Source organism: Tistrella bauzanensis (assembly GCF_014636235.1).
In the GTDB taxonomy this organism is placed as follows: Bacteria; Pseudomonadota; Alphaproteobacteria; order Tistrellales; family Tistrellaceae; genus Tistrella; species Tistrella bauzanensis.
This window is the reverse complement of the sequence record NZ_BMDZ01000002.1, coordinates 120,768-132,809: the sequence shown is the minus strand read 5'-3', so window position 1 is coordinate 132,809 and position 12,042 is coordinate 120,768. Positions and strand designations below refer to the sequence as shown.

The window sequence follows — 12,042 nt, the reverse complement described above, 5'->3', positions numbered from 1 at the left end:
GAGTTTTGCGAAAATGGGATAATCAACACCATTGACGAAGGTAGTTTGCGGTCAGACGCTATTTGTAACGGCCATCACTCTATCAGAGGTACACGAGTGAGAACAAGTGGTGCGTAAATAGGATCATCCAAATTGGCCCACAGGTTATTGTGTGTGCCGGGGGCGTCGCCGGCAAGACCGAGGCGGGGCGTCTTTCCTGGCCGCGCCCCGCGCCTCGCATTGCACGCCCGACGCCCCACGACTGGATGAATAGCGGTCAACCCCGCCCCATCAGCATCCGATAGCGGATCTGGTCGAAGACCACCGCCAGGATCAGCAACAGGCCCAGAAGCACCATCTGCATATACGAACTGACCTGCGCCAGGTTCATGCCGTTCTGGACCAGAACGATGAAGAAGGCGCCGAGGACCACATTCTCGACCCGGCCGATGCCGCCACGCAGTGACACGCCGGCAATAACGCAGGCGGCGATGCTTTCAAGCGCGATGGTGCCGCCCAGATTGGCCTCGCCCGATTCGACCCGTGCGGTCAGCAGCAACCCGGTCAGCGAGGCGATCAGCGCACAGATCACATAAGCGAAGATCAGCGTGCGCCGGGTGTGGATGGCCGACAGATGCGCCGCCTTCATGTTGCCGCCGATCGCATAGACATGCATGCCGATGCGGGTGCGGGTCATCACCACCCACATGGCCAGCGCCGCCACGATCGCCACCAGCACCGGCACCGGCACGCCGAACAGGCGCCCGAAGCCGAACAGATCGGCGAACGCGAAGGGCAGCCCCGAAACCGGCACGCCGCCGGTGAGGAACAACGATATGCCGGCCGCGACCGAGCTGACGCCCAGGGTCATGATGAATGGCGAGACGCCGAAATAGGCGACGCCGATGCCGTTGCCGAGCCCGATCAGCGCGGCGGCGCAGAAGCCGGCCAGGGCGCCGCCGATGATCACCAGCCAGACGGCATCCGGAAACATTGCGCCGAGGGTGGTCATGGCCAGCGCCGAGACCACCGAGGTGACGGCGACAGCCGCCCCCACCGAGAGGTCGAAGCCGCCGGTGATCAGCACCAGCATCTGGCCCAGCGACACCAGCAGCAGATACACCGACTGGCGCGCGACATTGACCAGGTTGTCGACACTGAGGAAGCGGTCGGAGGTGATCGAGAAGATGATCAGCGCACCGGCCAGAAAGAACGGCAGAACCCCCAGCCGGATGAACAGGCGACGGGCGACCGCCGCGATCGTGGTGGCGCGGCCCGGGGTGACAGTGGCCATGGGACCGGATTGGGTTGCGGGCGTCTCGGTCATGCACCGATCTCCTCTTCCGCGTCTTCCGCGAAGAAATGGGCCAGGACGGCCGCTTCGTTGATGTCCGCGCGGTCGAGTTCGGCCGCGATCTTCCCGCGAGAGAACACCACCAGCCGGTGGGCGAGGTTCATGGCTTCGGGCAGGTCCGACGAAATCACCACCACCGCCTTGCCGGCCTCGGCCAGATCGCGGATCAGCCGGTAGATCGCGGCCCTGGCCCCCATGTCGACACCGACCGTGGGCTCGTCGAAGATATAGATGTCGTAATCCTGGCCAAGCCCGCGCCCGAACAGGGTTTTCTGCTGATTGCCGCCCGAAAGCTGCGCGGCCAGCCGGCCACGATAGGCCACCGGCAGCTCCACACGGGTCGCCACCTCTTCGGTATGGGCGCGGATGCGGCGCCAGGGCAGCAGCCCACCCCGGCTGGCCATGGCCGGCATGATGCCCTGGACCAGATTGTCTCGAACGGTGAAGGCCATCTGCAGGCCTTCGGTCTTGCGGTCGGGCGGCAGGTAATAGACCCCCGCCTGCATCATCTGGCGGGTGCTGGCGCCGGTCAGATCCAGGGCCGTCGCCGCGCCAGCATCGGGTGCCGGATCATGGCGAATGACCCGGCCGCGCGCGATTGGCAACAGGCCCATCATCGCCCTGAAGGCGCGCGACTTGCCCGAGCCGACCAGCCCGGCGACGCCCAGGACTTCGCCGGGGCGGATGTCGATATCCACGCCATGCACGCCCCAGGCCGCCAGATCGCGGACAGTCAGCACCGACAGCCCGGGCGAATGGGCAATGGCGGGATAGATTTCGGTGATCGCGCGGCCGGCCATCATCTCCACCAGCTTTGCCTCGCTGGTACCGGCCATGGTGACCGTGTCGATTTTTGCGCCGTCACGCAGCACGGTGATGCGATCGGCGATCCGGGCGAATTCCTGGATGCGGTGCGAGATATAGATGATGCCGACGCCCTGTGCCTTCATGGCGCCGACCACGGCGAACAGATGATCGACCTCACGATCGGTCAGCGATGCCGTGGGTTCGTCGAGGATCAGCATGGCGACATCGCCATGCAGGGCCTTGGCGATCTCGACCATCTGCTGTTCGGCGCGGCTGAGCTCCGACACCCGGCGGCGCGGATCTATCCGGAAATCCAGGCGTGCGAACAGCGCCTCGGCGCCGCGGCGCATGGCGGCGCGATCGACGAACGGTCCCTTGCGCGGCTCGTTGCCCAGAAACAGGTTCTCGGCCACGGTCAGGGTGGGCACCAGCGAGAATTCCTGGAACACCGCTGAAATGCCGGCGGCGCGGGCGTCGGCCACCGACTGGAAGGTGACCGGCCGGCCATGCATCAGGATCTGGCCGTCACTGGGTGTCGATGCGCCCGCCAGCATCGAGATCAGGGTGGACTTTCCGGCGCCATTCTCGCCGAACAGCACATGGACTTCGCCGCGCCTCAGGTCGAAATCGACCGCGTTCAGCGCCACGACACCCGGATAGCGCCTGGTCAGCGCGCGGGTTTCGATCAGTGTCTGGCTCATGGCCTCGGGCTTGCCTGCGTGTGAACATGTCCAGCGGGGGGACGTGGCAGGTCGGCCGGCGGGCCGCCGGGCCGGGGGCTTGAACCCCGGCGGCCTGTGCCGGTCTGACGGCGAGGCACCGGCATGGAACCGGTGCCGTGCCTCAGTTCACGCTGAAGACCGGGCTGAAGTTTTCGGGCGGCAGAATGCTCTCGCGCGCCACATCGCCGATGGTCTTCTGGTCGACCACGAAGATCTTCGGGCCGACATGCTTGACGTAATCCTTGCCTTCCAGAACCCGCACCGCCTGATCGATGGCGATCCGGCCCTGAATGACCATGCTGTCGGCCGGCGCCGCCTCGATGAAGCCGCGCTTGATGCCCTGATACACGCCCGGCGTCATATAGAACGCCAGGATGCCGACCTTGTCGGTCAGACCGCGTTCGCGCAGCAGGCCCTGGGCCGCTTCGGCGGTGACGGCGGTGCCGGCGATATAAGCGACATCCGGCGTTGCCTGAAGCACGTCTTCAACCAGCCGGAGCTGGGCTTCCTTGCCGGTGTCGCCATAACGCGGCTCCAGCACCTCGACCGCCGAGCCCTTCACGGCCTCCATGAACCCCTTATGGGCCGCTTCCACCCAGCCGGCGCCCGCCGGCCCGGGGAACCAGCCCACCTTCACCGGGTCCGATCCGGCGGGGTGCTTGGCCGCCAGATAGCGGCCGGTCTCGTTGCCCATGGTGTAGAACGACACCAGCGACTTCGCCGCCAGCTTGGGCGAGGAAATGCCATTGATCACGTCGACCACGGGGATGTTCTTCGCGGCCAGCTCGCCGACCAGATTGTTCAGGCCGTCGAACGAGATGGCACCGATCACCACCGCCTGCGCGCCGGCGGCGACGCAATCCTCGATCTGGCTGATCTGCTTGGCAAGCTCGGTATAGCCGCCGGCCTCGACCACGTTCATCTTCACGCCCAGCCGGCGGGCTTCCTCGGCCACGCCGTAATCGACGCCCAGCCAGTAGGCGTCCTTCATATGCGGGAACGAGACGCAGATGTTCCAGGGCTGGGACGCCTTGTCGAGCGGCACGTAATCGACATCCGCCGAGGTGCCGTCGGCCGCGAAGGCAGGCGTGATCTCCGCCGCGGGATAGGGAAACCAGTCGGCGGCCCGGGCGGACCCGGACGACTGGGCGATGCCGGCAAACAGCGTGCCGGCCATGAGTGCGATCGCGAGCTTTTTCATGACATGGAGCCTCTGATGTCGTCTTGTGCGTTCACGTTGTTGCGTGTTTGTTCTTGTTTTCGGCAGGTTTTCCTGCTCAGGCCTTGGCGGTGAGGGCTGCATCCGGACGCTCTCCCACGTCCGGATGCAGGTATGCGGGGGTCAACTCAGGCCGTTGGTCAGCTCAGGGCGGGGGTCAACTCAGGGCGTCGTGGAGCCGGGCGATCTGCGCCGCCCGCTCCTTGCGGGCGGCAAGCGCCGCCTGCATGTCGACCTTCACGAAGCGGGTGGGGGTGTGCGGCTGCAACTGCCCGACCAGATCCATATCGGCCGAGATCACCGCGCCCAGGGTGAAATAGCCGCCGCCCGAGACGGCATCGCGGTGCAGCACGATGGGTTCGGACCCGCCCGGCACCTGAATCGAGCCATATTGATAGCAGCCATCGACGATGTTCGACGGGTCGGAGCCGGCGCCGAAGGGCTGTTCGCGCGGCTCGAAACTGAACGGCCGGCCACCGCGGAAGCGATAGCCGATGCGGTCGGCTTCAGGTGCCACCTTCCATTCGTCGTCGAAGAAGTTGCGGCCGGCCTGTTCGGTGATCAGGCGCCAGTACAGGCCCGGCAGCACGCGGAGTTCGGCCGGATTGCCGGGCATGCGGCGCAGGGTGGGCGCCACGCTGCGGCCGTCATCGGCACCGGGGCCATCACCCATCGGCAGCAGGTCGCCGGCGGCGATCGCGCGGCCATGCATGCCGCCCAGAGCACCGAGGGCATAGGTCGACCGGCTGCCCAGGGCCAGGGGTGTATCGATGCCGCCCGAGACCGCGATATAGGCGCGGGCACCGGATTTCAGATAGTCGAAGGACAGCACCTGACCGGCCCGCACCTTGAAGGCGGTCCAGCCGGGGCGGGGCTCGCCATCCAGTTTCGGCGGCAGATCGGCGCCGGTGATCGCAACAGTCGCGTCGCGCTGGAATTCCAGTTGCGGCCCCAGGAACACCGCCTCCAGCCCGGCGGCGGTCGCCGGATTGCCGACCAGCAGGTTGGCGGCGGTCAGCGCATAGCTGTCCATCGCCCCCGATACCGGAATCCCCAGATGGAAATAGCCGGGGCGGCCCTGGTCCTGCACGGTGGTGGCAAGGCCGGGGTTGAGAACCTTAATCGCCATGGAGAGCCTCCATCAGCCGCGCATTGGTGCCGTCGATATCCGCTTTGAAATCGTCGAGATCGAACGAGACCTCGCGGATGCGGGGGCTGTAGCGGTTGGCCGCGACCTCGGCGGTGATCCGGTCGAATTCGGCCCGGTCGATCGGTTTCCACTTCACGATGTCGCCGGGGCGGAAGAACACCATGAAGTCCTTCAGATACGACACCGACTGTTCCGGGTCGTAGATCGGCATCGGGGTGATGCCGAACATCTGATAGCCGCCGGCACCCCGCACCGAATAGATGCACGAGAAGCAGCCGCCATAGCCGACCGTGTGCTTGGGGGTATCGGTGCGCGGCCGCAGATATTTCGGCACCTGCAACTGCCGGTCGCGGTCGACCAGCTGGTACAGGAAGGGCAGCCCGGCGACGAAACCGACCATCGACACGAACCAGGGCGCCGAATGATGGGCGGTGATGAACTCGGCGGCGCTGTCGAAACCGTTGATGCGGGCGGCATAATCCAGATCGGTGCCGCTTGGATCCTGATGGCGCTCGCGGAAGCGCATCAGGGTCTCGTGGGTCCAGGGATCCTGATAATAGACCGGGATCTCGATGATCCTGGTGTCGAGCCGTTTGGTCGCGGTCCCGGCTTCGTCCTCAAACGCCTTCAGCCGCGCCAGCATCTCCTCCGGGCTGATCCGGTCGGGATCGAACTTCACCTGGAAGCTCGCATTGGCGGGGCAGACCTCGGTGACACCGTCGATGTCGGCGGCACGGACCGCCTTGCTCATGGTGAGGGCCTTGAAGAAGGCGTCGAGCGACATTTCCTCGTCCATTTCGACGAAAATGTGCTCGTCACCTCCGAAGGAATAGCGCGTCTTCATCCGGTCCTCCTAGCTGGCGGCGGGCGAGTGGGCGGCGGCGGGCGGCTGGGCCGTGGCGGGCGTTTGGGCAATGGCGGAATGGGCGGCAAGCTTGCCGTCGGCCAGCCAGGCTTCGAGGAACCGGGTATGGGCCTGGCCATCGCGTATCACAGGATCGGCGGCCAGCGCCTTGTGCAGCGGGATGGTGGTCTTCAGCCCCTCGATCACCAGCGCGTCGAGTGCTGCCGCCAGGTTATCGATCGCCTGAAGCCGGTCGGACCCGCCCACGATCAGCTTGGCCAGCAGCGAGTCGTAGAAGGGCGGGATCTGATAGCCTTCATAGATCATGCCGTCGAACCGGATATGGGGGGCCTCCGGTATCTCCATCCGGCCGACCACGCCGGGGAAGGGCATGAAATTATTCGCCGGATCCTCGGCATTGATCCGCACCTCGATCGCATGACCGCTGATCCGGATGTCGTCCTGGACCAGGCTCAGCGGTTCGCCGCCGGCGATGCGGATCATTTCCGCGACCAGATCGATACCGGTTACCATTTCGGTCACCGGATGCTCCACCTGGATGCGGGTGTTCATCTCGATGAAGAAGAACTGGCCGGACGGCTCGTCATAGAGATATTCCAGCGTACCGGCGCCGCGATAGCCGACGTTTTCGGCCAGGGCGACGGCCGAGGCGCACAGTGTCGCGCGGGTGGCGTCGTCCAGGCAGGCGGCGGGCGCTTCCTCCCACACTTTCTGGCGGCGGCGCTGCAGCGAGCATTCGCGCTCGAAGCAATGCACCGCGCGGCTGCCATCGCCCAGGATCTGAACCTCGATATGGCGGGCGTTGATGATCACCCGTTCCAGATACAGCCCGCCGTCGCCGAAGGCGGCCTCGGCTTCGGATGCCGCCTGCGGGGCCAGCTTGCGCAATTCGGCCGGATCATTGGCAATGCGGATACCACGCCCGCCACCGCCGGCTGCAGCCTTGATCATCACCGGATAGCCGACCACCTCGGCGGCGGCCAATGCGGCGTCGGTGTCGGCAAGCCGGCCATCCGATCCCGGGACGACCGGCACGCCGGCGGCAATGGCTGCCGCCCGGGCGGCGGCCTTGTCGCCCATCATCCGGATGGTTGCGGCCGTGGGGCCTACGAAGACGAGGCCGGCGGCGTCGACCGCCTCGGCGAAGGCGGCATTCTCGGCGAGGAAGCCATAGCCCGGATGGATGGCGTCGCAGCCGGTTTCCCGGGCAGCGGCAATGATGGCCGCGGCATTCAGGTAAGAGGCCTTGGCCGGTGCCGGCCCGATGCACGCCGCCCGATCGGCCAGCCGCACCGCCAGCATGTCGGCATCGGCCTCGGAATGGGCCTGGACCGTCTCGATGCCCAGCGCACTGGCGGCGCGCACGATCCGGACCGCGATCTCGCCGCGATTGGCGATGAAGAGCCGCTTGATCGCCATCGGCCTCAGCCTTCGACGTCGGCCAGGACGGCGCCTGCCATCACCGGGGTTTCGTTTTCGGCCAGAAAGCGGGTGATGGTGCCGCCGATCTCGGACTTCACCTCGATGAACGACTTCATCACCTCAATCAGACCGATCACCTCGCCGGGTGTCACCGTGTCACCGTCGGACTTGAAGGGCGGCTGGTCCGGCGCGGGCCGGCGATAGAACGTACCGGGAAGCGGTGAGCGGATTTCGGCCATCGATATAGTCCTTCTGGAGAGGGTCAGGTCGGCAGGGGCGGTGACTCGATGTCGGCGCGGGGGAGCGGAGCAGGCGGCAGCGGGCTGGTGCGATCAGGCCGCGGGGACGGCGGACACTTCGGCGGCGTTTGCAATGCGGATGCCGGCATCGATCAGCGCGGCGCGCAGGGTGGTGCCGATCTTCAGCGCGCCGGGCGTGTCGGAATGGAAGCAGATCGAGTCAAAGGCGATCTCGATATCGTCGCCATCGACGGTGCGAACCTTGCCTTCCAGGCAGGCACGGACGCATTTGCGCGCGACCTCATCGGGGGCCAGCGCGCGCATGCGGCGGGCAAAGACGATCGAGCCCGACCGGTCGTAATCACGATCGGCATAGAATTCGCGGATCACCGGGAGGCCGGCATGGCGGGCGATGTCATAGGTGACCGATGCGCCCATGCAGTAGAGATAGGTCTCTGGGCTCGACTTCAGCAACGCCTCGACCAGAAGCTGTGACAGGGTTTCGTCACGGGCGACCTCCATGTACAGCGCGCCATGGGGTTTCACATGCTGTAACCGCACGCCGTGACGGCGGGCGAATTCGCGCAGCGCGCCCAGTTGATACAGGATGTCGTTGACCAGTTCGTCGGGCTTGGCCTGGATCACCCGGCGGCCGAAGCCCTGAAGGTCGCGGAAGCCCGGATGGGCACCCAGCGCCACGCCCCGTTCGGCGGCCAGACGGACCACCCTGTCCATCAGATTGGGATCGCCGGCATGAAACCCGGTGGCGACATTGGCCGAACTGATCAGGTCGAGCAGGACGTCGTCCGATGCTTCGCTGATGGTCCAGTGGCCGAAGCTTTCACCCAGATCACAATTGAGATCGACCAGTCTGTTTGCCAAGCGTCTCTCTCCCGTTCTGGCGAACCGCCGCGATGGCATGCGGTCGTGAGCGCCGGTTTCTTCACATATCGTGCGGGAGAGTCTGTCATCTTCGCAATTTCTATTTTCTGAGGATATATTATCGAAAAATCAGAAATTACTGTCTGCGCTTCAGCCTTCCAAATCCTTCGCTCATCATCTTATGATCGGATCATGACAGGGCGGATTATCCATTTCATTGGAAAACATGCCCCATCTCTATCGAAAAATCAGAAGGCCACCGGCCGATGTCGCTGAACTTCCGTCACGTGAAGTACTTCGTTGCCACCGCCACGCTGGGGCAGGTATCGCGAGCCGCCAAGGAATTGTCGATTTCGCAATCGGCCATCACCTCGGCGATCAAGGAACTGGAAGCGGAAACCGGCACCCGGCTGTTCGACCGCACCGCCCATGGCATGGAACTGACCGATGCCGGGCGGCGCTTTCTGGCCGCCGGCTATCGGATTCTGGCCAGTATCGAGGAAGCGCTGCACCCCGGCACGACGGATGACGAGTTGTCAGGGACGCTGTCGGTGGCCGCCAGCTATACCGTGCTGGGCTATTTCCTGCCGCAGCACCTTGAGCGACTGGAGCGTCGCTATCCCAATCTGCGCATTCAATTGTATGAACTCAGCCGTGAGATGATCGAGGATGGGCTGGTGACCAACCGCTTCGATATGGCGGTGGTGCTGACGTCGAACGTCAACAATCCGGAACTGGTCACCGAGACCCTGATGTCGAGCCAGCGGCGGCTGTGGCTACCCGCCGGCCACCCACTGCTCGGCGGCGGCCGGGTCCGGTTCGCCGATATCGCAGCCGAGCCTTATATCATGCTGACAGTGGACGAAGCGGCACATTCGGCCCTGAAATACTGGAACCGCTCGTCTCTCCAGCCGAATATCCGGCTGCGTACCTCGTCGATCGAGGCCGTGCGCTCGACCGTCGCCAATGGCCAGGGCATCTCGATCCTGTCCGACATGGTCTATCGGCCGTGGTCGTTGGAGGGCAAACGCATCGAAACCGTGGTGATGGCGGAAGAGGTGCCGCCGATGAATGTCGGCCTCGCCTGGCGCCAGGGAGTGGACCTGACGCCGGCGATGAAGCTGTTCCGCGGCTATTTCGCCGAGGTCTATCAAACCCCGCAAAGCATGCTGCCGCGTTGACGCCGCCAGCCGCGTCGGCGCAACGGGATGCACTCAACGGGCATGGCGGCCTTCGCCGATCTCCTCGACCAGCTTGTCGATGAAGGCCGGCAGGTCGCCCGGATTACGCGAGGTGACGATGCCCTGATCGGTCACGACCTCTTCGTCGATCCAGGTGGCGCCGGCATTCTTGACGTCGGTGGCGATGGAGGGATAGGAGGTCACGGTCCTGCCGCGCAGGACATCGGCCTCGACAAGCATCCACGGGCCGTGGCAGATGGCCGCCACCGGTTTGCCGCTGGCGACGAAATCCGCCACCAGTTTCACCGCATCCCGGTCCTGACGCAGCGTGTCGGGGTTGATCTGGCCGCCGGGCAGGATCAGGGCATCGAAGTCGTCGATCGCGACATCGGCGACCGTCAGGTCGACATCGGCCTCATCTCCCCAGTCGGTCTTGTCCCAACTGCGGATGCGGCCGGATCTGGGGGCGGCGACCCGCACCTCGGCACCGCGGCGGCGCAGGTCGTCGCGCGGTTGAACCAGTTCGGCGCGCTCATATCCATCGGTGGCCAGAATCAGAACCCGGGCCTGATCGATCGCGGTCATGTCTCGTCTCCCGTTATGGGGGTGGGGCGAGACCAACCCGCCGGGGCTCGGCGGGTTCCGCGACCGCTATGTCCTCTCGGTCATTATGGCCGCTCGGTCGTTATGGCCGGTCGGTCGGGCGCCGGTCGGCGGTGAAGGCGCGGGTGCTGCGCGGGCGTGGTCCGGCACTGCGGCCGGGGGCGGAGGCATCCGGTTCGGCCTTGTCGGGGGCGATTTCGGCGTGCAGCCAGTTCACCACCGGTGCCGCGGTCAATGCAAGGCGGGCCACCTCGCCCACGATCGCATTGGCAGTATAGGGAGGTGACATCAGCTGTTCCTGGTTAACCACCACGATATGTTGACGATTTGTCACCTCGACGCCGATGCCGGTGCGGCCCGACCAGGATTTGCGGCCCACCAGCGACAGATAGCGCTGCCGGCGTTCTGGCGCCTCGGCGGAATAGGGCAGCACCCCCAGATCGGCGATCAGGCTGAGGAACACGCCTTCCGGCGCATTGCGCAAGGTGCCGGTATAGGCGATGTTGCGCCAGCGGAAGGTGAAGCGCAGCGGCTGGAGGCTGTCATTGCGCTTGAACTCGCCGTCCGACCCGATGCTCACGCTCATCGGCATGATCGGCAGCGGCTGCGACGAGATGAACCGGATCATCCGTTCACGGCGCTGTGCAGCCGTCTCCCCCTGATAGGGGCTGATGCCGCTGCGCGCGCCCCCCGTCTGGCCGCTTGCGGTCATGTCTGCGCCTTCATGGCCTGCACGGTCGGTCATTGTCGATCAATCCATGGCTTGCGGCCCCGGTCCCACTGGACCCGCCGGCTCTTCATTAAGACTATAGGCACGAACGCCACGGAATGTCAGGTATGGCGATCGGGCAAGGCCGCCGGATAAAGAGCCGCCGGAACACGGGCTCGTGACTTGTGACAGGGCATCCGCCGCGCGCATCATCGGGTCCATGTTCGACATCATCATCCGCCGCCGGATCGACCCGGCCCTGAACCGGATCGGCCACAGACTGGCCAGCGCCGGCATCACCGCCGATGCCCTGACCCTGACGGGGTTCGGGATCGGGCTCGGCGCCGTGCCGGCGCTGGCGTTGCACGCATTCTGGATCGCACTTGGTTGCATTCTGGTTAACCGGATTGCAGATGGGCTCGATGGTGCTGTGGCACGTGCCGCCCTGGCACGCGCCGGTCCGCCGGCGACGGCCGTTGGCCCGGCTGCCGGCACCGATCGCGGCGGGTTTCTGGACATCGCTTGTGACTTTCTGTTCTACGCGGCCGTGCCCTTCGGCTTCGCGCTGGCCGACCCGGCCGCCAATGCTCTGCCGGCGGCCTTTCTGATCGTCGGCTTCGTCGGTACCGGATCCAGCTTTCTCGCCTTCGCCGCCATCGCGGCCCGGCGCCGCCTGCCACCGGCGCCGCACACCGGCCTGAAGGCGATCCACTATCTGGGCGGGCTGACCGAGGGCACCGAGACCATCGCCCTGTTCATCGTGATCTGCCTGTGGCCGGGCCTGTTTCCATGGGCGGCATGGATCTTCGGCAGCCTGTGCCTGCTGACCACCGCAACCCGCTTCGCCGCGGCGATGCGGCAGTTCCGATGAGGGCTGTCGCGCGCCGTTTGCGGGTTAATATCCACAACA

The 12,042-nt window shown here is 65.5% G+C and carries 12 protein-coding genes; 2 read left to right on the top strand and 10 right to left on the bottom strand.

Annotated features, from left to right (window positions below; genetic code table 11):
* Positions 1–256 precede the first annotated feature (256 nt).
* The 8 genes from IEW15_RS01725 to IEW15_RS01690 form a co-directional block, all read right to left on the bottom strand.
* Positions 257–1,273, bottom strand: a complete 1,017-nt coding sequence (locus IEW15_RS01725) for an ABC transporter permease (protein ID WP_188574440.1) — start codon at positions 1,271–1,273, stop codon at positions 257–259.
* Positions 1,274–1,302: 29 nt separating this feature from the next.
* Positions 1,303–2,841: a sugar ABC transporter ATP-binding protein gene (locus IEW15_RS01720; RefSeq protein ID WP_188574239.1), complete on the bottom strand. Its 1,539-nt coding sequence runs from the start codon at positions 2,839–2,841 to the stop codon at positions 1,303–1,305.
* 142 nt (positions 2,842–2,983) lie between these two features.
* Complete coding sequence (torT, locus tag IEW15_RS01715; protein ID WP_188574236.1) at positions 2,984–4,063, bottom strand: TMAO reductase system periplasmic protein TorT; 1,080 nt, start codon at positions 4,061–4,063, stop codon at positions 2,984–2,986.
* A gap of 175 nt (positions 4,064–4,238) precedes the next feature.
* Complete coding sequence (locus IEW15_RS01710; protein ID WP_188574234.1) at positions 4,239–5,210, bottom strand: 5-oxoprolinase subunit C family protein; 972 nt, start codon at positions 5,208–5,210, stop codon at positions 4,239–4,241.
* A complete protein-coding gene (locus IEW15_RS01705) occupies positions 5,200–6,075 on the bottom strand; it encodes a 5-oxoprolinase subunit B family protein (protein ID WP_188574231.1) in 876 nt (291 codons plus the stop codon). Before IEW15_RS01705 ends, IEW15_RS01710 begins: the two co-directional genes overlap by 11 nt.
* Before the next feature lie 9 nt (positions 6,076–6,084).
* Positions 6,085–7,515 carry an acetyl-CoA carboxylase biotin carboxylase subunit gene (locus IEW15_RS01700; protein ID WP_188574229.1) on the bottom strand — a complete coding sequence of 477 codons (1,431 nt, stop codon included), beginning with the start codon at positions 7,513–7,515 and terminating at the stop codon, positions 6,085–6,087.
* A 5-nt stretch (positions 7,516–7,520) separates the two neighbouring features.
* Positions 7,521–7,757 (bottom strand): acetyl-CoA carboxylase, encoded by a 237-nt coding sequence (locus IEW15_RS01695; protein ID WP_188574228.1) that lies wholly within the window; start codon positions 7,755–7,757, stop codon positions 7,521–7,523.
* A gap of 93 nt (positions 7,758–7,850) precedes the next feature.
* Entirely contained in the window at positions 7,851–8,639 is a 789-nt protein-coding gene (locus IEW15_RS01690) for a 5-oxoprolinase subunit PxpA (protein WP_188574227.1), read from the bottom strand.
* Positions 8,640–8,905: 266 nt separating this feature from the next.
* Here IEW15_RS01690 and IEW15_RS01685 point away from each other — a divergent pair, with 266 nt between their 5' ends.
* Complete coding sequence (locus tag IEW15_RS01685) at positions 8,906–9,820, top strand: LysR family transcriptional regulator (protein WP_188574225.1); 915 nt, start codon at positions 8,906–8,908, stop codon at positions 9,818–9,820.
* A gap of 33 nt (positions 9,821–9,853) precedes the next feature.
* Here IEW15_RS01685 and IEW15_RS01680 read toward each other — a convergent pair whose 3' ends face one another.
* Both IEW15_RS01680 and IEW15_RS01675 read right to left on the bottom strand, forming a co-directional pair.
* The gene (locus IEW15_RS01680) at positions 9,854–10,405 is read right to left on the bottom strand and encodes a type 1 glutamine amidotransferase domain-containing protein (protein WP_188574223.1); all 552 of its coding nucleotides are present in this window, start codon (positions 10,403–10,405) and stop codon (positions 9,854–9,856) included.
* Between the two features lie 100 nt (positions 10,406–10,505).
* Positions 10,506–11,168 carry a hypothetical protein gene (locus tag IEW15_RS01675; protein WP_188574222.1) on the bottom strand — a complete coding sequence of 221 codons (663 nt, stop codon included), beginning with the start codon at positions 11,166–11,168 and terminating at the stop codon, positions 10,506–10,508.
* Between the two features lie 184 nt (positions 11,169–11,352).
* On the opposite strand from IEW15_RS01675, the gene IEW15_RS01670 reads away from it, so the two are divergent.
* A complete protein-coding gene (locus tag IEW15_RS01670) occupies positions 11,353–12,003 on the top strand; it encodes a CDP-alcohol phosphatidyltransferase family protein (RefSeq protein ID WP_188574221.1) in 651 nt (216 codons plus the stop codon).
* Positions 12,004–12,042 lie beyond the last annotated feature (39 nt).